This window comes from Pseudomonas sp. DCB_BI (assembly GCF_026240995.1).
GTDB lineage: Bacteria > Pseudomonadota > Gammaproteobacteria > Pseudomonadales > Pseudomonadaceae > Aquipseudomonas.
The window spans coordinates 20,900-44,906 of record NZ_JAPFCG010000004.1 but is presented as its reverse complement, the minus strand read 5'-3'; the positions used below and the strand labels follow the sequence as shown (position 1 = coordinate 44,906).

Here is a 24,007-nt window from a genome sequence, read left to right as displayed (position 1 = left end):
GAGGTGCTAGATCATGGCTAACGATCAAGGGCAAAGCGGGCAACAAGGCGGCACCGCTCAAGACAACCCTGGCGATTTTGCGAACGAACCCGACAAGGCTTCGGAAGCTGGCCAGAAAGGCGGTCAAATGTCGGAGGGCGGATCCGGGGATCAGCGAACTGGGCACGGGAGTGGTGATAACCTTCCGGAGAACGATCAGCGTGCCGGGGGTACAACCCAACGAGGTGGTCAGGGCGGACACTCCACTGGCATCAAATCTGACCGGGAGGCAGGTACAGAAGAAGCGACGCAAGCAATCCAGGATGAAGACAGCGGAATGACGGAAGACAATCGCTGAGCGATAGCCAGGGACACGGATAGCCCTGGCTTCCTTGACCAGGAAGACAGACACGGCGTTTTCTCTACACTTTGCAGGCGCGCTCTTTCCAGGCCTCATAACGTGCGAGCAATGGTTGAACAGTCAGCCCATGCAGAAGAATGCTCAACGCCACTACCGAGAGCACCAGGTTGGTAGTCTGCGCTGCGTTCGCCGGAAGCAACCCATGGTTAAGGGCGTAAAACAAGTAGTAAAAGCTGCCGATTCCCCGGATGCCGAACCAGCCCAGCAAACCCCGCTGCCTTACATCCAGCGCCCCACGAAATGGCATGAGCATGATGCTCAGTGGCCGAATGACAAAGAACAGCGCCCCAGCAATGATCAGCGCCTGCCAGTCCCAATGCGCGAGCAGAACAACGCCGAGCAATGTCACCAGAAACACTTCCAGTGCCCGTTCGACCAGGCTGCCAAACGCGAGCATATCCCCCAGCATGATCCCAGCCGCAACCTGGGAATCATCAAGTCCCTGGACATCGCCTTTCATGGCCAATTCTGGTGCCACGTGTTGGTGCCCCACCACCGGCTGCACCAAGTGTTCCGCTGCCGGATCATTCGGGCTGGTCGAAGTCTGCACTTCGGCCTGGCGCAGGCCCAGCCCTGCGGCGAACACCGCCAGGAACCCATAAGCCTGGATCGCTTCGGCTGACACATACGCCAATGCAATCAACGCAAGGGCCAGATAATCGTTGGGCGACACGGTGCTGTCGTCATTGCGTATGCGCAAAAAGAGCGTGAACTTGCCTAAACCACGCCCCATCCAGTAGCCACCTGCCAGTCCAGCAGTCACTGCCCATAGCATATCCTTCAACAGCCACTCGCTCAGCCAGGCCTGTCCAGTGTTCTGCTGCAGGAAAAGCCCCAGCACAACGAAAGGAAAAGCCACCCCATCATTCAAGCCCGCCTCGCCGGACAAGCCGAAACGAACAGGATCATCGTCCTGGGCATCGACCACTTGCACGAGTGTTGCGAGGACGGGATCGGTAGGCGCGATGATCGCCCCGATCATTACCGATACGCCCCACCCCAGGTTCAACCCATAGTGCAACACCAAGGCTGTTCCAATGATGCACATCACCATGACCGGCCCAGCCAGGCAAAAGGCGCTCCACCACCTAGGGTTACGCATGGGCAGACGCAGCTTCAATCCGCTGAAAAACAGCGAAAACAATACTGCGACTTCAGTGAGGTGCTCCATCCACCCGCTCGACTGGGCCACATCAAGCTGCAAGAAACCCAGGCCAGAAGTCCCCAAGACTACGCCAAGACCAAGGCATACCACTGAGGACGTAACGGGTATCCACCGCAAATACGAGGAAGACAGTGCGAGCAACAACAACACTGCGCCCAACATGGCGAACCAGACGATAAAGGTCATAAATGCGCCGCCTGAAAAGTGGGCTGGGCTGAGTTTCGACGCTCCGTCGTTTCACATCATTTCGCCAGGGCGAAGTGCCAGCGTTGTGACCTACTGGACCGATTCGCCATCTTCCCCAATGTCTTCCTCAGACTCCTCGGCATCCGTGGCGTCAGCGTCGTTCAATGGCGGCGATGCGGGTTTTTCCGGGTCGTTGATGAAAGGCACGCCGCTGGGGCCATGTTCTTCGAGACCTTCCGTTTTCGGCTGCATGATTAACCTCCAGGTGATGATCAGTTGGAGGCCAGGCTCATCGCGATGTTCATTTTTGTACACGGGGCGCCAAGGTCACCACTGAATCGGTTGGCCTGAACTTTGGCACAGCCTGTGGCTTCCTCTGCATATCCCCATGGTTCATTGCGGCAGCAGGACAACTGCCGGAAGGTGGTTCCGGGGGCCGCATCAGGGGCGCTGGGCCCTGATCACGTAGAACACTCACGGGAGCTTGCACCATGATTGATCAAGCGACAGGTATGAAGCCGGGTGAACGGTATTGCGTCGAAAACCTTGAACGCGCCCATCAATTCCCGGGCTTTTTTCAGGACGGCAAATATTACCTTGGCCCAGAGCTTTTGACGGCTGTGGGATGGCTGGAAGGTGACCGGTTCATCTACGACAGTCTCGATGCTGAAGGAGCACCCGTGTTCCCTGATCGGGTGGCCGGCACCATCAACGACTTGACCTTGAATCTTGTCGACGGCACCGCCCTCCAGCTTTCACCGATGGCAGTCAGTGAGACCTTCACGGCGCCGATAGACGACCCCATTTCACCCATCAATGACCCAACTCCGCTGACTCACTCGCCCATCCGCGGGCCGCTGCGCGGCAGTGTCGAAGGCGCGTGGCGAACCGCTAAAGGTAAAACGCCTCTTCTGCTGAGCGCAGCAGTTATCGGGTTCGTTGCTGGGTTTGTCATTACCCATTCACAACGCCGGCGCCGATAACCGAACGCCTGAATAGCAGCGCTGCGTGCAAGGGCTAGTTCGGTGACGGCTCATAAAGGTTCACCGAGCTGGCATCCACCGCCTTCGGCAGCAGCCCCTCGCGGTAGAAGGCATCGGCGATGCGCTGTTGCTCAGCCAGGTTCTCCAGCTTCACCGGCTGCACGTCATAACTGCGCCGGGCGTTGGCCTGTTGCACCGTGGCGCTGTCCAGGTTGCCCCACAACGGGCCAAGAATACGCGCCGCCTGCGCCGGGTTGGCCTTGGTCCAGGCTCCCGCCTCGCGCAGGGCCAGGTACACCTGCTGCAGCACTTCGGGGTGGGCCTTGGCATAGTCGCTGCCGGCCAGGTAGTAACGCTGGTAGCTGGCCAGTTCGCTGCCATCGGCCAGAACACGCGCGTTCTGCTGGCGCTGAGCACTGGCCACGTAGGGGTCCCAGGTCACCCACGCATCGACCTTGTGGTTTTCGAACGCCGCTCGGCCGTCGGCGGGGATGAGGTAGGCCGGGCTGATGTCCTTGAAGGTCAGCCCGGCCTTGGCCAGTGCCTGGATCAACAGGTAGTGGCTGCCGGCGGCTTTGGTCACCGCCACGCGCTTGCCCTTGAGGTCGGCCAGGGTCTTGAGGGGCGAGTCCGACGGTACCAGGATCGCCTGCGCCGTGGGCGACGGGGTTTCCCGGGCAAAGTAGGTGAGTTTGGCGCCAGCGGCCTGGGTAAATACCGGCACGGTATCGGCGACGTCCGCCGACAGGTCGACATTACCCAGATTCAGGGCCTCCAGCAGCGGCAGGCCACTGGGAAACTCGTGCCAGCTGACGCGGATCCCCTCGGCCTGCAGGCGCTGTTCAAGGCTGCCACGGGCCTTGAGCAGGGTCAGTAGGGTCGAGGACTTCTGGTAGCCGATGCGCAGGGTCTGCTCGGCATTCGCCAGGTTTGGCAGCAGGGCACTGGCCAGCAGCGCCAGGCCAAGCCGACGCAGGGGTTTAATGGGCATGTGGACATCTCCTCAGTCAGGGTTGCAAGGCCAGTTGGGCGGCACCGGGAAGGGTGAAACCGCTGGCGAAGGTCGGTGCCACGTCGAGGCGGTGGGCTATCAGGCCATGGGCATGGTAGAAATCGGCGGTGTCCTGCTGTTCGGCCACCGTCTGGGGGTCGATCAGTTGCCAGCGCAGTTGGCGACGCTTGAACTGCAGGCGGGCGGCGTCTTCGGGGAAGCCGATGATCGCCGCCAAGGTTTTCGAGTAGCTGTCCACATGCTGGTTGGCCCATACCTGCGCGCCGGCCAGGCGGTTGAGGTAGTCCTGCAGGGCTGCGCGCGTGGCGGGTTGGTCCAGGGCCTTGTCGGTAGCCGCCAGGAAGCTGTTGCCGCTGGACAGGCCGCGACCGTTTACCAGCACCCGACCCTGCCCGCTCAGCTCGGCCAAGGCGGTGTAGGGCTCCCAGGTGGACCAGGCGTCGACTGCGCCATTGGCCAGGGCGATCTTAGCGTCCACAGGCCCGAGAAACCGAAATTCCACATCCTTCTCGCTCAGCCCGACCTGTTCCAGCGCCTTGAGCGCCAGATGATGGCCGATCGACCCGCGCCCGGTGGCGATGCGCTTGCCCTTGAGGTCCGCCGCGCTGTGCAGCGGTGCATCGGGGCGCACCAGCAGCGCCGTGCCATAGGGATCGGACTTGTCCACTGCGATTGCCTTGACCGGAGCCCCCGATGCCAGCACGAACAACAGCGGCGCATCGCCGATGATGCCCGCATCGATCGCTCCGGCATTGAGCGCCTCGGCGAGCGGTGCGGCGGCGGGAAACTCGGCCCAATGGATGTCGTAGGGCAAGTCGCGCAAGGCATCTGCGGCCTCCAGCTGAGCGCGCATATTGCCCTTCTGATCGCCGATGCGCAGGGTCAGGCGCTCAGTGGCGCTGGCCTGGCCAAGCAGCAACAGTGCGGCGACCAGGGTGAACAGCTTCGTGCGGACGGACATGGCGTTCCTCGATGTCTGGGCGGGCCGCGTCATGCGGCCGGGTCTGCGACTGTAGCGAGAACCGTCAAATAAACTAAATTGATTTTAGGAATAACCTAATATGCGTTTTAATATCGTCAATGCATGCAGATGGCATTACTCGCCATTGGGATTATGCTAATGCCTTATTTTCCACGTTCGACCCTGTGAGCGCCGATTATGAAAATCGATGATATGGACGCCTTCGTCGCGGTCATCCGTTGCCAGTCCACCAACCTCGCCGCCGAAGCCCTGCAGTTGACCCAGCCGGCCATCACCCGCCGGGTGCAAAATTTTGAGGAAGACCTCGGCGCTACCCTGCTTGACCGCAATACCAAGCCCCTCAAGCCCACGCCCATGGGCTTGCGGGTGTACGAACAGTGCAAGGCGATCCTGCGCGAAATCGACGCGCTGCGCGAAATGGTGGCCAACGATGGCGCTCCGTCGGGCACGCTGCGCCTGGGCGTGCCGCAAACCCTGGGCGACGTGGTGCTGCTCGATGCCCTGGCGCAGATTCGCGAGGCCTATCCGCAACTGCGCACCCAGGTCAGCAGCGGCTGGGGCAGCAGCCTGATCGCGCGCATGGAAAACGGCGAACTCGACGCCGCCGCCGCACTGTTCCCACCGGGCAAGATCTTCCCCGAAGGCATCACCAGCCAATCGATCGCGCGCATGCCGCTGAAGGTGGTGGCGGCCAAGGGCAGCGCCGCCAAGCGCAGCTACAAGCTCAAGGACTGCTATACCCGTGGCTGGGTGCTCAACCCCGATGGCTGCGGTTTCCGCGCCGGGCTGCAGCGGGCCCTGAGCGAACAAGGCCTGAGCCTGTCGATCAACTTGGAAACCTTCGGCACAGAGTTGCAACTTGGCTTGGTCGCCAATGGCCAGGGGCTGGGCCTGGTACCCGAGCCACTGCTGCAGGCAAGCCGGCATCGCGAGGCACTGGATGTACTCAATGTCAGCGACTTCAAGCCGCAGGTGGACCTGTGGTTGTTCCATCCGCGCTTTCTGGGCAACCTCCAGGAGCCTGTGGAACTGTTTGGCGAAGTCGCCGGGCATCGGTTGCTGGGCTAGCCATGACGGGGCACCGTGCGCCCACCCATTAAATGCGTAACTCGCATAACGACAGTATTGGTAGATTCTTAAAACAAATAATTAGCTTAGAACTAAAAAGACTTTTACAGCCTTCATCCATACGAATACGGTCTTAGCCAACACACCGTCATTCAGGGATGAAACCCCATGAGTCACCCCTCCGACAGCGCCCTCGCCGAGCTGACACTGGCCCTTGCGGCCAACGCCGAGCGCTATGACCGCAACGCCTGCTTCCCGCAGGACAACTTCGACCTGCTGCAACGCCACGGCCTGCTGGCCTTCACCGTGCCCCGCGCCCTCGGCGGCGCTGGCGCCGACCTTGCCAGTGCGCGCCGGGTAATCGGCGCGGTCGGCAAAGGCGACCCGGCCACCGCGTTGATCCTGGTCATGCAGTACCTGCAGCACTTTCGCCTGCAGGACGAACCCCGTTGGCCCGAACACCTGCGCCAACGCGTGGCTCGCGATGCCGTGAACCACGGCGCGCTGATCAACGCCCTGCGGGTCGAGCCGGAACTCGGCACCCCTGCCCGCGGCGGCCTACCAGCCACCGTGGCGCGGCGTACCGCCGAGGGCTGGCGCCTGAGCGGGCGCAAAATCTATTCCACCGGCAGCCATGGCTTGACCTGGTACCTGGTGTGGGGCCGCAGCGACGACGCCGACCCCTTGGTCGGCGGCTTCCTGGTGCACCGCGACAGCCCTGGCATCACCATCGTGGACGACTGGGACCACCTGGGTATGCGCGCCACCTGCAGCCATGAAGTGCGTTTCGATGAGGTGCTGATCCCTCTCGATCACGCGGTCAGCGTCAGCCCTGCCAGCGCGCCAAAGGCCGAACTCGACGGCGAAAGCCTGCTATGGATGGCAGTCCTGCTGCCGGCCGTTTACGACGGCGTGGCCCGCGCGGCGCGCGACTGGCTGGCGGGCTTTCTCAAGCACCGTGCACCCTCCAACCTGGGCTCGCCGCTGGCCAGCCTGCCACGCTTCCAGGAGGTGCTGGGGCGTATCGACACCCTGCTATTCGCCAACCAGAGCCTGCTCGATGCCGCCGCCAACGGACAGGTTGCGTCGCAGCATGCCGGGCAGCTCAAGCACTTGGTCAGCGCCAACGCCATCCAGGCCGTGGAACTGGCCGTCGAGGCAGCCGGCAACCCGGGGCTTTCGCGGTGCAACCCGCTGGAGCGGCATTACCGTGACGTGCTCTGCAGCCGTGTCCACACGCCGCAGGACGACGTGGTGTTTGCCCAGGTCGGCCGCGCCGCGCTGCTGGAGGCACGGGGATGAGCCGCTCGATCATTGCCAGCCAACTCGACGCCCAGGCAAACCAGCACCTGCGTGATCACCTGCCAGACCATCAAGTCATCGACGTTGCCCCCGGCCCGCTGGCCCTGCAGGCCCCTGCCGATGTGTTGATCCTGCGCCCGATCAATGTGCGTGGGCAGCGCGTCGACAGCCCCCCGCCGGGCTGGCCCTGGGGCCTGAAATGGGTACAGCTGGTGTCCTCGGGCATCGACTTCTACCCCCACTGGGTATTCCAAGGCGCACAGGTCACGAGCGGCAAGGGCGCCAACGCCGAGCACGTGGCCGAGTTCGCCCTGGCCCTGGTGTTCACCGCTGCAAAGCAACTGCCCGGGCTGTGGGTCAAGGATGCCGACTGGCGCCTTACCCCGCTGGCACCGCTGCGCGGCCGCACCCTGGGCATTCTCGGCTTCGGTAGTATCGGCCAGAGCCTGGCGCGCAAGGCCGTGGCCCTGGGCATGCGTGTCCTCGCCCTGAGCCGGCCCGGCCAGGCTATTGCCGACGTGCCCGGGGTGGTGTGCGCCGCCGACCTGCAGCAGCTATTCGCCGGCAGCGATCACCTGGTACTGGCCGCACCACTCACCGCTGCCACCCGCGGCCTGGTCGATCGCGAGGTGCTGGCCCATGCCCGACCTGGCCTGCACCTGATCAATATTGCCCGCGGCGGGCTGCTCGACCAGCAGGCGTTGCTGGAGGCGCTGGACAGCGGCCTGATCGGCCGCGCCAGCCTGGATGTCACCGACCCGGAGCCGTTGCCCGCCGGCCACCCGCTGTATCACCACCCGCGCGTATTCCTGTCACCGCACACCTCGGCCATTTCCGAGGACGGCTACCCGGCCTTCCTCGAAGCCTTCATCGCCAACTTCCACCGCTACCGCGAGCAGGCGCCCCTGGCCAACCTGGTCGACACCGCACGCGGCTATTGATTACCGGAGAACACACCATGAGTTCACTGTCTGCCGTCACCACCAGCGCCCATAGCGTGCGCGACCGTGTCAGCGTCGAAGAGTGGGAGGTGCGGGTAAAGCTTGCCGCAGCCTACCGCCTGGCCGCCCTGTTTCGCTGGACCGACCACATCTACACACACTTCTCGGCCCGCGTACCGGGGCCCGAGGAGCACTTCCTGATCAACGCCTTTGGCCTGCTGTTCGACGAGATCACTGCCTCCAACCTGGTCAAGGTGGATGTCGACGGCACGATCATCGACGACCCGCTGGGGCTCGGTATCAACCAGGCCGGCTACGTGATCCACAGCGCCATCCACCGCGCCCGCCCTGACCTCAAGGCCGTGCTGCATACCCACACCCGCGACGGTGCTGCGGTATCGGCCCAGCGCGGTGGACTGCTGCCGATCTCCCAGCACGCCTTGGCCTACTACAGCCGCGTGGTTTACCACGACTACGAGGGCGTGGCCCTGGACTTGGACGAGCAGCAGCGGCTGGTAACCAACCTGGCCGACAGCAACATACTCATCCTGCGCAACCACGGGCTGCTCACCGGGGGCATCAGCGTAGAGCATGCGTTCCGCGAACTGCATGGGCTGGAGCGTGCGTGCAACATCCAGGTGGCAGCCCAGGCCGGTGGCAATGACCAACTGCTGCATGCACCGCAGGCGGCCATCGCCAAGGTGCATGAGCAGTCGAAGCGGTTCTCCGATGGCAAGGGGGAAGGCATCCAGCGGCACTGGGACGCGTTGATCCGGCAGTTGGATCGTGAGGGCCGCGACTACCAGAACTGATGCACAGGCAGCTGTCGCCTGTGCTTGCCAGCGAAAAGGCCAGTACCGGCCAAACCCTTCCGACCAAGGACCACTCCATGCCCCCATTGCACCGCCTGTTCGCCATCGGCACCCTCGCCCTGGCCCTAAACGCCTGTTCACCCGGCGATGGCAGCACCACCGGCAAAACCCTCAGCGTCGCGTTCTGGGGCGATAACACCACCCTGGTCAGCGTCGACCCCTTTCAGGTCTACTGGCTGGAGCACCGGGTACTGCTCCGCAACGTTGCCGAGTCGCTCACCGACCAGGACCCGGACAACGGTCGCATCATCCCGTGGCTGGCAAAAAGCTGGGAGATCAGTGCCGACGCCTTGAGCTACACCTTCCACCTGCGCCAGGACGTCACCTTCAGCAATGGCGAGCGCTTTGACGCCCACGCCGTTAAAGGCGCCTTCGACAGCAACAAAGCCTTCGCGACCCAGTTGCCCGCAACGTTTGGCGCCACCTACCTCGCCGGCTACGATCACGCTGAGGTGATCGACGACTTTACGGTGCGACTGGTGCTGTCGCGGCCCAATGCAGGCTTTCTGCAGGCCACTTCCACCACCAACCTGGCAATCCTCGCGCCCGCCTCATACCAACTGAGCGCGCAGGAACGCTCACAGGGCAAGATCATCGGTACCGGCCCGTTCATCCTCGACCACTACACCCCCGAGGTCGGCGCCCGCCTGGTCAAGCGTGCCGACTATGCCTGGCCGTCGGCCAACATGCGCAACCAGGGCCCGGCCCATGTGGATGCCGTGGACATCAGCTACATCCCCGAGGAGAGCGTGCGCAACGGCCTGTTCCTGCAGGGCAAGGCCGACATCCTGTGGCCGCGCAACCCGTTCTCGGAGGTTGACCTGAAGCTGTTCCAGTCCAAGGGCGCGACCATCCAGAGCCGCTCGCTGCCAGGCCCGGCGCTGAACCTCTACCCCAATACCCGCAACGAGCGCCTGCTGGGTGACCGCCAGGTGCGCCTGGCGCTGCAGAAGGCCATCGACCGCAGCAGCTACGCGCACACGGTTTACAACGCCGAGTTCCCGGTGGTCAGCGGCGTGTACGACGTGACCACCCCGTACTTCAAGCCACAGGCCGCCAAGCTGGCCTATGACCCCAAGGGCGCCGGGCAGTTGCTCGACGCCGCCGGCTGGCACATGGGCGAGGATGGCTACCGACACAAGAACGGCCAGCGCCTGACCCTGCGCTACAACCTCACCCCCGCCGAAAGCGCCGGTGACGTGCTGGTGCAGGACCAGTTGCGCAAGGTTGGCATCGACCTCAAGCTGAATGTGCTGACCCGCGCCGAATGGGTGGCAGGCAACGCGGCAGGCAGCTACGACCTGACCTCTACCTACATGACTCGCGCCGACCCGATCATCCTGCAGACCATCCTCGATCCACGCGCGGCCAACAGCGCCACAGTCGCTACCAACACCTACGAGCCGCACACCCTGGCCAGGGCCCAGGTGCTGTTCGACAGCGGCATCACCGCCACTGCCGACCCGCAACGTACCCAAGCTTACGGCCAGTTGCAGGACCTGCTGATCGACGAAGCCTCGGCATTCCCACTGTATGAACGCGTCTGGCAGGCCGCCACCGCGCCCCGGGTCAAGGGCTTCCGCTGGACCGCCGAAGGCTTCGCCCTGTTCAGTGACATCCAGGTCGGCCAGCCATGAAGCGCTACCTGACCGGCCGCATCGGCCAAGCGTTGTTAGTGCTGTGGGGTGCCTACACCGTCACCTATTTCATTTTGTATATGCTGCCGGGCGATACCCTGGCGATCATGCTCAGCGCCTCCGGCATGGAGGCCGACGGCCTGTCTGCCGAGGACCTGGCCAAGGCCCGCATCTACTATGGGTTGGACAAAGGGCTGTTCGAGCAGTATTTCGACCTGCTGTGGCGCGCCCTGCACGGTGACCTGGGGCAGTCGCTGTCCCAGGGGCGGCCAGTCACCGCGCTGTTGGCCGAGCGGCTGCCGCAGACCCTGGCGCTGGCAGGTTCTGCCATTGTGCTGTCGTTGCTGGCGGGGGTCGGCCTGGCCTACCTGACCGCCTTCGTGCAATGGCGCCCCCTGAAGACCGCACTGGCGCGCCTGCCGTCGTTGGGCTTTTCAGTCCCGGTGTTCTGGATGGGCTTGCTGCTGATCCAGGTATTCGCCTTCGCCCTTGGCTGGCTCCCGGCCACCGGCAGCCAGGGCGTGGCCAGCCTGGTGCTGCCGGCGATCACCCTGGCGATCCCCAGTGCTGCCGTATATGCCCAAGTGCTGCAGCGGGGCTTTCAAGGCGTGTGGCAGGAGCCCTACATCACCACCGCCTTCGCCAAAGGCCTGAGCCGGGCCCAGGTGCAGGCACGCCATGGTTTGCGCAACGCGGCCTTGCCGCTGCTGACCCTGGTCGGCCTGCAGGTCGGCAACACGGTGTCCGGCGCCGTGCTGGTCGAGACCATCTTCTCGCGTAACGGCGTCGGCCGCCTGGCCCAGGAAGCTGTGCTGCGCCAGGACATCCCGGTGGTGCTGGCGATCGTTGCGGTATCAGCCACCGCCTTCGTGGTGGTCAACCTGATCGTCGACCTGCTCTACCCCTACCTCGATCCGCGCATCGCCCACACGGCCAAGGTGAGCTGAGATGACCATCGACATACCCCTGAACACGATCGACACCCCGCACACCCGCGATGGGGCACAAACAGCCACCCCCTGGAAACGTCGCACGCGCCTGCAGCGCGCTCACCAGGCCTTGATCCCGCTGCTACGCCGCCCCGGCTTCAGCGTGGCCCTGTTGATTGTACTGTTCGCCCTGTTCGCGGCACTGGCCCCACAGTTGCTCACCAGCTTCGACCCTTACGCCACCTCGCCCGCCGACAAGCTCAGCAGCCCCGGCGTGGTGCACTGGTTTGGCACCGACGAACTGGGGCGTGACCTGTATACCCGGGTGGTCTATGGCGCGCGCCTCTCGGTGCTGGCGGCACTGTTGGCGGTAACCATCGCCCTGGTTGGCGGTCTTGGGCTGGGCGTCCTGGCCGGTTTTGCCGGCGGGCGAGTCGACGCCGTGCTGATGCGCCTGATCGACGTGCTGCTGGCGCTGCCCGGCCTGCTGCTGGCCCTCGCCATCGTCACCGCCATCGGCTTTGGCACCGTCCCGGTGGCTGTCGCCGTGGGCGTCGGCATCATTCCGGGCTTTGCCCGCACCACTCGCGCCGAAGTGCTGCGAATCAAGACCCTGCCCTATGTCGAGGCCGCCCGCCTGGGCGGCGCCAGCTGGGCACGCACGCTGCTGTGCCATGTGCTGCCCAACGCCTGGGGCCCGGTGGCGGTGCTCGCCACCCTGGACTTCGGTGCGGCCATTCTGGCCACCGCCGGCCTCAGTTTTCTCGGTTTCGGCGCAGCACCGCCAGCCGCGGAATGGGGCACGTTGATCGCCAACGGCCGTCACTTCCTGATCACCGCCCCTTGGGTTTCTCTGCTACCAGGGCTGTTCGTGGTGGCGGTGGTGTTCAGCCTGAACCACCTGGCGCGCAGCGCCGAGGAGCATGCCCGATGAGCCAGCCACACTTGATCCAGGTCCGTGACCTGAGCGTCAGTTACGCCTTCGCCGGGCAACGCACCCAGGCCGTGCGCCAGTTGTCGTTCTGCCTGGCCCAGGGCGAGACCCTGGCCGTTGTCGGCGAGTCCGGCTCGGGGAAATCGACGCTGGCAAACGCCCTGCTCGGTCTGCTGCCGACCAATGCATCCATCGACCATGGCCAGCTATGGGTCGATGGCGTCGATGTGGCGCAGGCCAGTGAGGGCGACAGGCGCAAGCTGCGCGGCCGCACCATCGGACTGGTGCCGCAGGACCCGATGGTCAGCCTCAACCCCACCCAGCGTATTGGCCGGCAGATCGCCGAGGCGCTGGAGCTGGCCCATGACGGGCGGCGTTACCCGGGCCTGGATGCCGAAGTGCTGGCGCTGCTGGCGCAGGTCGGCATCGACGCGCCTGAACTGCGCGCCCATCAATACCCTCACGAGCTGTCCGGCGGCATGCGCCAACGGGTCCTGATCGCCATCGCCCTGGCCGGCGAACCTCGGCTGATCATCGCCGACGAACCCACCAGCGCACTGGACGTGACCGTGCAGCGGCGCATTCTCGACCACCTGCAACAGCTGGTGGCCGAGCGGGGTATCGCCTTGCTGATCATCACCCATGACCTGGGCATGGCCTGCGACCGTGCCGACCGCCTGCTGGTGATGAAACAGGGCGAGCTCATTGAGCATGCCTCGCCCAGACAAATCCTCTGGGGCGCACAGCAGCCCTATACGCGAGACCTGCTCAACGCAGCGCCGGCCTTCGTGCCGCGCAAACGCCTGGGAGGCCCGACGGCTGCAACGCCGCTGTTACGCCTGAGCAATGTCGGCAAGCGCTTCGCCCTGCCCGGGCAGGACGCGCACTTCACCGCACTGCACGACCTCAGCCTTGAGCTGCACGCCGGGCAGACCCTGGCCATCGTCGGCGAATCGGGCTCGGGCAAGAGCACCGCGCTGCGCATTGCCCTTGGGCTGGAAAAGCCCAGCCGGGGACGTGTGGAGTTCGCCGGTATCGACGTCAGTGCCTGCACCTGGCGACAGTTCCGGCCCCTGCGCAGGCGTATCCAACTGGTGCAGCAGAACCCCTTTGCGGCACTCGACCCGCGCTTCACCGTGTTCGACAGCATCGTCGAACCGCTGGTGTCGTTCGGCCTGCTCAAGGGCGATGCGCTGGAACGCAAGGCCTGCGAACTGATCGCCAGGGTGCACCTGCCGGTGCACTTCCTCGACCGGCTGCCGCGGGAACTGTCGGGCGGTCAGCGCCAGCGGGTGGCGATCGCCCGGGCATTGGCCCTGGAGCCGGAGGTGCTGCTGCTCGACGAGCCTGTCAGCGCGCTGGACGTGTCGGTGCAGGCACAGATTCTCGCCCTGCTGACCGACCTGCAGCGCGAACTGGGCATCGCCTACGTACTGGTCTCCCACGACCTGGCGGTGGTCGCGAGCATGGCCGACCACGTGCTGGTCCTGCAACGCGGCCAGGTGGTCGAGCAAGGGCCCGCGGTCCAGGTGTTCGGCAGCCCGGCCAGCGCCTACACGCAGGCGCTGATCGAGGCGATACCCGGCCACTCCCGCAGCGTACTGCCTGTGGCGGTTTGACGGTTGTACCGTGCGGTACGTCGTGCCGCGCGGACCAGACATTGAACATTTTCTGGCAAGAGGTATTGAACGTGAGCAAACGACAGATCCATCTCGGCGCAATGATCCACGGTGTCGGTCACGGCTGGGGCGAATGGCGCCACCCCGAAGCGCTGGCCGACGCCAGCGTCAACTTCGGTTTCTACAAGCACCAGGCGCAACTGGCTGAGGCCGCGAAGTTCGACTTCGCCTTCATCGCCGACAGCCTGCACATCCACGCCCGCTCCAGCCCTCATTACCTCAACCGCTTCGAGCCGCTGACCATTCTCTCTGCGCTGGCGGCGGTCACCTCCCACATCGGCCTGGTCGCCACGGTCACGGTCAGCTACACCGAACCGTTCCAGGTTGCACGCCAGTTCGCCTCGCTGGACCTGATCAGCGGCGGCCGGGCCGGCTGGAACGTGGTCACCTCGTGGCTGTCGGGCACCGCCGACAACTTCGGCAAGGCAGAGCACCCGCCCCACGCCGTGCGCTACCGCATCGCCCGTGAGCATGTCGAGGTGGTCCAGGGGCTGTGGGATTCGTGGGAAGACGACGCCTTCACCCGCGACAAGCGCACTGGCGAGTTCTTTGACCCCGCCAAGCTGCACACCCTTGGTCACCAGGGTGAGTTTTTCAAGGTAAAGGGCCCGCTGAACATCCAGCGCTCGCCCCAAGGCCAACCGCTGATTTTCCAGGCGGGCGTGTCGGAAGATGGGCGCAACTTCGCCGCGCAGAACGCCGATGCGATCTTCGTCAACCCCGAGTCGTTCAGCGATGCCCGGGCTTATTACCAAGACCTGAAACAGCGCGCTGCGCGCCATGGCCGCGATCCGGAGCAGCTGTTCATCCTGCCGGGCATCCGCCCCATCGTCGGCCGCGACGAAGCCGAGGTCGAACGCCGCTACCAGCAGGCCGTCGAGCTGGTGAGCATCGAGGACGCCCTGGTCGCCCTTGGCCGTCCGTTCAACGACTACGACTTCAGCCAGCACGACCTGGATGCGCCATTCCCAGACCTGGGCACCCTCGGTGACAACAGCCACAAGGGTACCGCCGACCAGCTCAAGCAACTGGCCCGCGAAGAGGGCCTGACCCTGCGCCAACTGGCGCTGCGCTTTTCGCGCCCTAGGCGTGACTTCACCGGCACCCCGGAGCAGGTGGCCAATGCCCTGCAGGACTGGTTCGAGGACCGCGCCGCCGACGGTTTCATCATCAATTCGCTGCTGCCCGATGGCCTGCAGTACTTCACCGAGCTGGTGGTGCCCCTGTTGCAAGCGCGCGGCCTGGTGCGCAGCGAGTACACCGGCAGCACCTTGCGCGACAGCTTCGGCCTGAGCGTACCGACCAACCGCAACACACTGCGCCGCGAGCCGACCGCGGTCGCTTGAACCGCCCTGGACGAAAAGGAGTTCCACTGCATGAGCCTCGAATTCATTGGCCTCATCGGCCCTCAAGAAAGCAGCGAGTCGCAAGCCCCGCGCGGTCCATTGGTTGACCTGGACTTTATCAAGGCCTTCGCCCAGGCCCAGGAATACGCCGGGTTCGACAAGGCCCTGCTGGCGGTCAACACCAGCGCGCCAGACGCGATGATCTTGGCCAGTTACGTCGCCGCACTCACCGAACGCATCGGCCTGCTGGTGGCGCACCGCCCCGGTTTTCAGGCGCCGACCTTCGCCGCCCGCCAGTTCGCCACCCTCGATCAGCTCAGCCGCGGCCGCGCCTCGATCAACGTGATCACCGGCGGCGACAGCGGCGACCTGCAGCGTGACGGCGACTTCCTCGACAAGGATGCCCGCTACGCACGCACTGACGAATACCTGGAGGTGCTGCGCAACACCTGGACGCAGACCACGCCGTTCGACCATCACGGCGAGCATTACCGGGTAGAGGACAACCTGACCCTGGTCAAACCGGTGGACAAGCTGCCGATCTACTTCTCCGGGGCTTCGGATGCGGCGGTGGAGGTCGCAGCCAAACACGCCGATGTCTACATGATGTGGGGCGAGCCCCTTGAGCAGGTGCGCGAACGCATTGCGCAGGTACGCAAGGCCGCTGCTCGCCACGGGCGGGAAAACCACATCCGCTTCAGCCTGTCGCTTCGGCCGATCCTGGGGGCCACCGAAGACGAGGCCTGGGCACGAGCCGAGCGCATCCTCGCCGACGCCAGGCACCGCATCGGCATCCGCCAGGGCAACCGTCGCGAGAAGAACTTCGGCAAGAGCAACGTCGGTTCCGAACGCTTGGTGCAACTGGCAAGCCAGCGCAAGGTACACGACACCCGGCTGTGGACCGAGATCGCCGCGCTCGGCGGTGGCGCTGGTAACTCCACCTCGCTGGTGGGCACACCCGAACAGGTTGCCGAAGCCGCGCTGGCGTATTACGAGCTAGGTGTGAGTACCTTCCTGTTTCGTGGTTTTGACCAGTTGCGCGATGCCGTGGACTACGGCCAGGAGCTGATCCCACGGATCCGCGCACGGGTTGCGCAGCAGCAAGCAGGCCGTGACGCGCGCAGCGCCTGACCTGAACCGGCCCTTTCACGGTTAGCGCCGCGAAAGGCCCGACGCAGGCGGTCCCTCGAGCGAATTCAGAGCACCAGCCCGTATCGGCCTGGTGCTTCTGCTCGTGCGCATTGGTCGTGGAGATGACGCCCACGCATTAGCCGGCCAAACACCTCTCAACATCATTTAAACGCATTTATACGAACATTTATTATCAGCTATAAACATAATTAACTTAGAACAAAAAAGCCTTTCACAGCGCCGTGAAAGTCCATTAGGTTCTTTAAACCGACCCCCAACGTGGCGGAGGCAAATGGATTTGTGCCAGCCGCTGTCGGTCCGTCCTTCGATCCGCCTGCCCGTTGCGCACATCCGAACCCAACCTTTTCGGAGCATGCGACATGGGATTGTCCCGTAGAGATCTGATCACCCGCCTCGCCGCCATTGGCGGCTATTCGGCAGCCCTCGGCGCGCTTGGCCAGAATGCCCTGGCCGCCACCTTCCAGCCCCTGCAACTGGCCGCCAACGGCGGCAACGGCAAGCGCGTGGTGATTGTCGGCGCCGGTATATCCGGGCTGGTATCCGCCTACGAGCTGCGCAAGGCCGGCTTCTCGGTCACCGTGCTGGAAGCTCGCGAGCGCGTCGGTGGCCGAGTCTGGACCCTGCGCCACGGCGACCGCATCGAGCATAACGACGGCAGTTCGCAAAACGTCGAGTTCGACCCGGGCCACTTCTTCAACGCTGGCGCTGCACGCCTGCCCAGCCATCACCTGACCATTCTCGGTTACTGCCGCGAACTGGGCGTGGAGCTGCAAGTGCTGGTCAACAGCAGTCGCAATGCCCTGGCCCAGCCTGACCTGGCCCGCCCACCACTGCTGCTGCGCCAGGCGGTCAACGACACCCGCGGGCACTTCAGCGAGCTGCTGGCGCGCAGTGTCAACCGCAACAGCCTCGACGCCGAGCTGAGCAGCGGCCAGCGCAAGGCCCTGCTGGACTTTCTCAAGGTCTACGGCGACCTGGATAGCCAGCAGCAATACCGCGGTTCGGTGCGCGCTGGTTATACCCGCTTCGCCGGCGCCGGGGACCAGACCCCGGTCCAGCGCCAGCCGGTGCCCCTGGATCAACTGCTCGACAGCAACCTGCTACTGCCGCTGGTGTTCGACGAGATTCCCGAGTTCTCCTCGACCATGTTCCAGCCGGTCGGCGGCATGGACCAGATTCCCAAAGCATTCTTCCGCCAGGTCAAGGACAGCGTGCGCCTGGGCGCCGAGGTGCTGGGGGTGGAAACGGCTGACAACGGCGCCAAGGTGGTATGGCGTGATCGCAAGACTGGGCAGCAGCACATCGAGCAGGCGGACTACGCCATCGTCACCCTGCCCCTGCCGCTGCTGGCCAAACTGCCGAACAATTTCAGTACGGCATTCAAGCAGGCCATCGCCACCGCCGAAGGCGACAAGGCCAACAAGGTCGCCTGGCAATCGCCGCGCTTCTGGGAAACGGATTTCCAGATCTACGGCGGCCTCAGCTACATCAACCACGAAGCACGCACCCTCTGGTACCCCAGCGACCACCTCAACAGCGCCCAGGGGGTGTTGGTCGCCACCTACAACACCGGCGAGGTGGCGCAGCAGTTTGCCAGCAAGTCGCTGCAGGCCCAGGTCGCTTCGTCGCGCCAGGCGGTGGAATCGCTGCACCCCGGCCACAGCCACAAGCTACGCCGGCCGGTGGTAGTCAACTGGTCGAAGATCCCCTTCAGCGAAGCACCGTGGATCGTCCACGACGAAGTCGCCCAGCCCGGCTACGACCTGCTCAACCAGGCCCAGGGCCGAACCTGGCTGGCCAGCGATGCCCTGGCCCATGGCGGCGTGGGCATCTGGCAGAACAGCGCGGCGGAATCCGCCCGCCGGGTAGTCGGCCTGATCGCCCGCCATGCCAACCAGACCACCCGCGGCGCAGCCGCCTGATCGTCAAGGAAACCACAGTATGCCTCGTCTTCTTCTGCTTGCCGGAGTGCTCATGTCGCTGACCCTCAATGCCCATGCCGATGCCATCAAGCGGGTCGCCCCGCCTGGCTCCAACTTCCCCATCTCGCAACTGGTCACAGTGCCGGCCGGCAGCCACCTGACGTTCGTCAGCGGCACCTTGCCGGATGTGGCCGACGCCAAGGCGCCCAAAGGCAGTATCGCGGCGTTCGGCAACACCGAAACCCAGACCCGTTCAGTGCTGAACAAGCTGCGCACGGCGCTGCAAAGCCAGGGCCTGGATGTAGGCGACATCGTTCAGTTACGGGTGTTCCTGGTAGGCGACCCGGCCAACGGCGGCGCTCTTGACTTCAGCGGGTTGCAAGCGGCCTACAGCCAGTTCTTCGCCACCGCCGAGCAACCCCGCACACCGACCCGCACGGCCATCCAGGTGGTGGCGCTGCCGCTGCCGGGCGCGCTGGTGGAAATCGACGCAATCGCGGCCAAGGCGCCCTGAGCGCGCCCGCCAAGCCAGACAAGGAACTGCGTGCATGAAGCAAGCCTTTACCACTGCCCCGCTCTTCACCATGGCCTTCGCCGCCGGCCTGCATACCGCGCCGGCACTGGCCGACGAACCTGCCGCCCAAGCCCTGGGCACGGTGATCGTCACCGGCAACCGTGGCAGTGAAAAACGTACTGTCACCAGCAGCCCGGTGCCCATCGACGTGATCAGCGCCAAGCAGCTGCAGGAAACCGGCAAGCCAGGCCTGATGGAAGCCCTCAGCGCCAGCGTACCGTCGCTGACCCTGCCGGAAAAAACCGGCTGGGACGCCAGCGGCATGGCCCGCGCGCCAAACCTGCGTGGGCTCAACGCCGCCCAGGTGCTGGTGCTGGTCAACGGCAAGCGCCGCCACACCAGCGCCACCCTGAACATCAGCGGGATCAACGCCGGCGCCGCCCCCAGTGACCTGGACCTGATCCCCATCAGCGCCATCGACCATGTCGAGGTGCTGCGTGATGGCGCAGCGGCCCAGTACGGCTCTGACGCCATCGCTGGGGTGATCAACGTGATCCTCAAGGCTGATACCCGCGGCACTGCCGTGACCACTGCGGGCCAGGGCTACGACGGCAAGAAACAAACCGTGCAGCAAAGCCTGAACAAAGGCTTCGAGATTGGCCGCGAGGGTGTCCTCCAGCTGGCGCTCGACGCCCGCAGCCAGAACGACGACAACAAGGCCAGCGCCAACGGCTACAGCCAGGCCGAGGCGTTGGAGCGCGCCGGCAAGGTCACCTACGGCGGCTACGGCACGCCGAAAATCAACCTGCTGACCCTGGGCTACAACGCCGAGCTGCCGCTGCAAAACGACGTGACCCTTTACTCGTTCAGCACCTGGTCGTACCGCAAGGCCGAGCAGGGCCAGAACTTCCGCCTGCCGACCATCGTCAACACCATCACCACCGGGCCCAACGGGCGACCGGCCGGCTACACGCCCACCTGGTACATCGAGGAGTACGACTACCAGGCGGCATTCGGAGCCAAGGGCCTGGCTGGCGAGTGGGACTGGGATCTGTCCAGCACCTATGGGCGCAACGAGGCCAAACAGGGCACCTGGAACAACCAGAACCCATCGCTGGGCGAGGCCACGCCCAACCATTTCGAATCCGGCACCTGGGTCAGCTCGCAGCTGACCAGCAACCTCGACCTGCGCCGCAGCTTTGACGTAGGCCTGGCAAAGCCCCTGGACTTTTCCTGGGGCCTCGAGCAACGCCGCGATACGTACCAGGTGCAGGCCGGCGACTGGGCCAGCTGGGCAGACGGCGGCTACTGCGCGGCACCCGGCAACTGTGCTGCCTCAGGCGCCCAGGTCACCAACGGCATCTCCCCGGCCGAGGCCACCAGCGCCAGCCGTAACAGCTACGCCGGCTACCTGGACGTGGGCTTCAACCCGCTCCCGCAGTGGTACTGGGGCGCTGCCTTGCGCTATGAACACTACGACCGCGGCGTGGGTGCGACCCGCAGTGGCAAGCTAACCACCCGCTACGAGCTGACCCCCGAGCTGGCCGTACGAGCCACGGTGAGCAACGGCTTCCGCGCCCCTTCATTGGCCAACAGCCTGTTCAGCGCCCGCTCCACCACCTACGGCGTGGTCGACGGCGTGTACCAGTCGATCAACTATGGCGTGTTGCCGGTAGATTCGGCCGCCGCCAAGGCACTCGGTGCCGAACCGCTCAAACCTGAAAAATCAACCAACTACAGCCTTGGGCTGGCCTGGCAGCCCAGCGAGCGCCTGGCCTTCACCGCCGACGCCTACCTGATCAACGTTCGCGACCGCATCACCCTTACCGGCACCCTGCTCGGCCCTGAGGTCACCCAGGCCCTGTTGGCCAACGGCATCGACTCAACTTCGGGCGGCCAGTACTTCACCAATGGCGCCAACACCCGCACCAAGGGCCTGGACCTGGTGGGCAGCTATGATCAAGACTTGGGTGGCGCCGGGGCCGTGAAGTGGACGGCGGCCTTCAACTGGAACGACACCGAGATTCTCAGCTACAAGCAGAGCGTGAACATCCTCGGCACCCCCTACGAGCTGATGAACCGCCAGGCCCGCAACCTGCTGACCGAGGTACAGCCGCACACCAAGCTGATCCTGGGTGGCAACTGGCGCCTTGGACGCTACCGGGTCAACCTGGGGCTGACCCGTTACGGCTCCTGGCGTGAGGTGAATGCCGCCAACGATCGTTCGCTGGACCGCGAATACAAGGCGCGCTGGATCACCGACCTGGATCTGGGCTACCAGCTGACCAAGGACCTGGAACTGGCGATCGGTGCGCGCAATCTGTTCGATGTGTACCCCGAGCGCCAGGCGCCAGCCAGCAAGACCATGGTCAAGGGGTACGGGGTGTACTCGCCGTATGGCTTTACCGGCGGGTATTATTTTGGCCGACTGACCTACACCTTCTGAAACCGCCAGGGGCCGCACAGCGGCCCCGGCGATCTAGCGGGTAAAGCGTGGTATTGGCAAGCCGAGGCTCTCGCGCAGGGTGGTACCTTCATAAGCGGTGCGATACACCCCACGCTCCTGCAGCAATGGCACGACCTCCTCGGTAAACCGGCGGAACTGCCCCGGGTGGCCAATGTAGATGTTGAAGCCGTCCAGCGCCCGCGCCTCGAACCAATCGGCCATCTTCGCCGCCACGGTTTGTGCTGAGCCCACGAAGGCACCTGGCCGCAACTGGCGGCCGAACGCCACGGCCTGGCGCAGGCTGAAGCCCTTGTCACGGGCCTGGTCGGCAATGCGCTTGGCGTTGGTGAAGAAGCTGCTGCGGGCGTATTCCAGGCTTTCCTGCGGGAACGGCGCATCCAGGTCGTAGCGGCTGAAATCATGCCAGCCGAAATTACGCCCGAACTCTTTCAACGCCAGTTCAAAGCTGTGGTCAGCTTGATGGTAGTGACGCTCGATCTCTCGTGCATGCTCGTCCGTATCGCCAACGTAGATCTCCGCCCCCGGCAACACCAGCAATTGGTCCGGGTCACGCCCCAGGCGCAAAGCACGGCCCTTGATGTCACGGTAGAAGGCCTGCCCCTGCTCGATGCTGGCGGCATGGGTGAACACCACGTCGGCAGTGGCGGCACCCAGGTCACGACCCTGCTCGGAATCGCCCGCCTGGAAGATCACCGGCTGGCCCTGGGGCGAGCGCTGGATGTTCAGTGGGCCGACCACCGAAAAGTGCTCGCCCTGGTGATTCAGTGCATGCAGTTTAGAGGGCTCGAGAAAGCGGCCGCTGGCACGATCCCGGGGAAAGGCGTCGTCCTCGTAGGAGTGCCACAGCCCCTGTACCACGTGCACATGCTCTTGGGCCCGGGCGTAGCGGGTGTCATAGTCGTAGTGCTCGTCCAGCCCGTAGTTGCCGGCGGTGCCGGCATCCCCGCTGGTGACCACGTTCCAGCCCGCGCGGCCCTTGCTGATCAGGTCCAGCGAGGCAAGCCGGCGGGCGACGTTGAACGGCGCGTTGTAGGAGGTGGTGAGGGTGCCGACCAGACCGATATGACGGGTACTGACCGCCAAGGCCGAGAGCAGGGTCAACGGCTCCAGACGGTTGAGGTAGTGCGAGGGCGAGCCTGGCGTGATGAACTGGCTGTCAACGATGAACATGAGGTCGAACAACGCCGCCTCGGCCTTGCGGGCGATGTCGATGTACCAGTCGATGTTGACGCTGGCGTCGGCAGGCAGTTCCGGGTCGAGCCACAGGTTGTGCCGGCCAGGGCCACCGCAGCCCATGGTCAGGGCGCCGAGTTTGATCTGTCGTTTGCTCATGGGAATCCCTTCATTGGTTGCTGAGAGCGGGCGCCTGGAAGGCCGCACCGAACGAGGTGTCGAACAGGTTCGCCGCTGGGTAGGGCTTGATAAGGCCAAGCCCGGCGAAGAAGTCCACGGTCTTCTGCGCGTCGACGATCACCTGCGGGTTCAGCGGTGCCAGGTCGGTGCGCGCACGGGCGAACCAGGTTCGGGCGATGTCGCGATCGGCACGGGTTCGTTGGGCCCAGGCATCGGCGTAGGCCTCGGTGTTGGCCGGGTCGTTCAGGGTCCAGTCACGGGCCTTTTTCAGGCGCTGCAGAAAGTCGGTGATCTGCGCGCGCTTTTGCTCCACCGCCTTGCTGTTGGCCACCACGAAGCTCTGCGCCGGGATCACCCCCTCGGCTGTGGCAAGCACTCGAGCACCCTGGCGCTCTTGCTGGGTGACGTAAGGCTCCCAAGTGGCGATCACATCCACCGATCCGCCATCCAGGGCGTGGGAGGCATCCAACGCACTGAGGTAGCGCAACTCCAGGGCATCGCGGGGGACACCTGCTTGGTCAAGGGCGCTGAACAGCAACTGCTGACTCCACGAACCCTTCCAGATCGCCGCGCGCTTGCCACGCAGGTCTTGCAGGCTGTGGATCGAGGAATCCTTGCGCGCCAGGATGGCCACGCCTTCAAGGTTCTGCCGGCTGACTGCGATCACCTTGATGGGTGCGCCCAGGGCACCCAGAAACAGCGGCGGAGCATCGCCCAGCAGGCCGATGTCGAGGCTGCCGACGTTGAGCGCCTCGGCCACCGGCGAGCCGGCGGTGAACTGCTTCCATTCCAGGGTGTAGGGCAAGTCGTCGAGCACCCCGGCCGCTTCCATGACTGCGCGGGCGTTGAAGCTCTGATCACCGACCACCAGCGTCTGGGCTGCGGCGGCAAGGCTGAAGGTAGTGGCCAGCAGTGTGGCAGCCAAGTGTTTTATATAGCGCACGTTCGTCTCCAGATGCCCCTCCTGGGGCAGATGAGCCGATCCGCACGTGCGGTCTCGTCCAGGGTTTATCTATAGCCATAAGGCATTAATCTAATGGTTTTTATAATTTAAAGCGTATTCCGAGGCCTGTGAAATGCACATTAGGCATAACCTCATGCCTTTGATGAGGGCGATTTGAAAACAGAACAGCGAATCTGTAAATGCGTTTTTTGCATATTAG

General features: G+C 64.4%; 20 protein-coding genes and 1 pseudogene. 15 read left to right on the top strand and 6 right to left on the bottom strand.

Features of this window, described 5'->3' with window-relative positions; all coding sequences use genetic code 11:
* Positions 1-13: 13 nt before the first annotated feature.
* Positions 14-337 (top strand): general stress protein, encoded by a 324-nt coding sequence (locus OO258_RS05640; protein ID WP_110746639.1) that lies wholly within the window; start codon positions 14-16, stop codon positions 335-337.
* Between the two features lie 64 nt (positions 338-401).
* Here the strand turns inward: OO258_RS05640 and OO258_RS05635 are convergent, their stop codons facing one another.
* Positions 402-1,751 (bottom strand): cation:proton antiporter, encoded by a 1,350-nt coding sequence (locus tag OO258_RS05635; protein WP_110746642.1) that lies wholly within the window; start codon positions 1,749-1,751, stop codon positions 402-404.
* Positions 1,752-1,841: 90 nt separating this feature from the next.
* Entirely contained in the window at positions 1,842-2,003 is a 162-nt protein-coding gene (locus OO258_RS05630) for a hypothetical protein (protein ID WP_266029154.1), read from the bottom strand.
* A gap of 239 nt (positions 2,004-2,242) precedes the next feature.
* Here OO258_RS05630 and OO258_RS05625 point away from each other — a divergent pair.
* Positions 2,243-2,510: pseudogene (locus tag OO258_RS05625) on the top strand (short-chain dehydrogenase); the annotation flags it as partial.
* A gap of 258 nt (positions 2,511-2,768) precedes the next feature.
* Here OO258_RS05625 and OO258_RS05620 read toward each other — a convergent pair.
* A complete protein-coding gene (locus OO258_RS05620) occupies positions 2,769-3,725 on the bottom strand; it encodes an aliphatic sulfonate ABC transporter substrate-binding protein (protein ID WP_266029153.1) in 957 nt (318 codons plus the stop codon).
* 16 nt (positions 3,726-3,741) lie between these two features.
* Positions 3,742-4,707 carry an ABC transporter substrate-binding protein gene (locus tag OO258_RS05615; protein WP_266029152.1) on the bottom strand — a complete coding sequence of 322 codons (966 nt, stop codon included), beginning with the start codon at positions 4,705-4,707 and terminating at the stop codon, positions 3,742-3,744.
* A gap of 198 nt (positions 4,708-4,905) precedes the next feature.
* Here OO258_RS05615 and OO258_RS05610 point away from each other — a divergent pair, with 198 nt between their 5' ends.
* The 13 genes from OO258_RS05610 to OO258_RS05550 all read left to right on the top strand — a co-directional run bounded on the left by OO258_RS05610 (position 4,906) and on the right by OO258_RS05550 (position 21,470).
* Entirely contained in the window at positions 4,906-5,796 is an 891-nt protein-coding gene (locus tag OO258_RS05610; RefSeq protein ID WP_266029151.1) for a LysR family transcriptional regulator, read from the top strand.
* Between the two features lie 168 nt (positions 5,797-5,964).
* Positions 5,965-7,098 (top strand): acyl-CoA dehydrogenase family protein, encoded by a 1,134-nt coding sequence (locus OO258_RS05605; protein WP_266029150.1) that lies wholly within the window; start codon positions 5,965-5,967, stop codon positions 7,096-7,098.
* Positions 7,095-8,039, top strand: a complete 945-nt coding sequence (locus tag OO258_RS05600) for a D-isomer specific 2-hydroxyacid dehydrogenase family protein (RefSeq protein ID WP_266029149.1) — start codon at positions 7,095-7,097, stop codon at positions 8,037-8,039. Before OO258_RS05605 ends, OO258_RS05600 begins: the two co-directional genes overlap by 4 nt.
* 17 nt (positions 8,040-8,056) lie before the next feature.
* A complete protein-coding gene (locus OO258_RS05595) occupies positions 8,057-8,851 on the top strand; it encodes a class II aldolase/adducin family protein (protein ID WP_266029148.1) in 795 nt (264 codons plus the stop codon).
* Between the two features lie 77 nt (positions 8,852-8,928).
* Positions 8,929-10,548, top strand: coding sequence for an ABC transporter substrate-binding protein (locus tag OO258_RS05590; RefSeq protein WP_266029147.1), 1,620 nt, complete (start codon positions 8,929-8,931; stop codon positions 10,546-10,548).
* Positions 10,545-11,495, top strand: a complete 951-nt coding sequence (locus OO258_RS05585; protein ID WP_266029146.1) for an ABC transporter permease — start codon at positions 10,545-10,547, stop codon at positions 11,493-11,495. Before OO258_RS05590 ends, OO258_RS05585 begins: the two co-directional genes overlap by 4 nt.
* Position 11,496: 1 nt before the next feature.
* The gene (locus OO258_RS05580) at positions 11,497-12,411 is read left to right on the top strand and encodes an ABC transporter permease (protein ID WP_266029145.1); all 915 of its coding nucleotides are present in this window, start codon (positions 11,497-11,499) and stop codon (positions 12,409-12,411) included.
* On the top strand, positions 12,408-14,030 hold the full coding sequence (locus OO258_RS05575) for a dipeptide ABC transporter ATP-binding protein (RefSeq protein ID WP_266029144.1): 1,623 nt from the start codon (positions 12,408-12,410) through the stop codon (positions 14,028-14,030). Before OO258_RS05580 ends, OO258_RS05575 begins: the two co-directional genes overlap by 4 nt.
* 71 nt (positions 14,031-14,101) lie before the next feature.
* Complete coding sequence (locus OO258_RS05570) at positions 14,102-15,436, top strand: LLM class flavin-dependent oxidoreductase (RefSeq protein ID WP_266029143.1); 1,335 nt, start codon at positions 14,102-14,104, stop codon at positions 15,434-15,436.
* 30 nt (positions 15,437-15,466) lie between these two features.
* The gene (locus OO258_RS05565; protein ID WP_266029142.1) at positions 15,467-16,567 is read left to right on the top strand and encodes an LLM class flavin-dependent oxidoreductase; all 1,101 of its coding nucleotides are present in this window, start codon (positions 15,467-15,469) and stop codon (positions 16,565-16,567) included.
* A 380-nt stretch (positions 16,568-16,947) separates the two neighbouring features.
* The gene (locus OO258_RS05560) at positions 16,948-18,510 is read left to right on the top strand and encodes a flavin monoamine oxidase family protein (protein ID WP_266029141.1); all 1,563 of its coding nucleotides are present in this window, start codon (positions 16,948-16,950) and stop codon (positions 18,508-18,510) included.
* A gap of 19 nt (positions 18,511-18,529) precedes the next feature.
* Complete coding sequence (locus tag OO258_RS05555; protein WP_266029140.1) at positions 18,530-19,024, top strand: RidA family protein; 495 nt, start codon at positions 18,530-18,532, stop codon at positions 19,022-19,024.
* Between the two features lie 34 nt (positions 19,025-19,058).
* The gene (locus OO258_RS05550; RefSeq protein ID WP_266029139.1) at positions 19,059-21,470 is read left to right on the top strand and encodes a TonB-dependent receptor plug domain-containing protein; all 2,412 of its coding nucleotides are present in this window, start codon (positions 19,059-19,061) and stop codon (positions 21,468-21,470) included.
* Between the two features lie 33 nt (positions 21,471-21,503).
* Here the strand turns inward: OO258_RS05550 and OO258_RS05545 are convergent, their stop codons facing one another.
* Positions 21,504-22,823, bottom strand: a complete 1,320-nt coding sequence (locus OO258_RS05545; protein WP_266029138.1) for an LLM class flavin-dependent oxidoreductase — start codon at positions 22,821-22,823, stop codon at positions 21,504-21,506.
* Positions 22,824-22,833: 10 nt separating this feature from the next.
* The gene (locus OO258_RS05540; protein WP_266029137.1) at positions 22,834-23,787 is read right to left on the bottom strand and encodes an ABC transporter substrate-binding protein; all 954 of its coding nucleotides are present in this window, start codon (positions 23,785-23,787) and stop codon (positions 22,834-22,836) included.
* Positions 23,788-24,007: the final 220 nt, after the last annotated feature.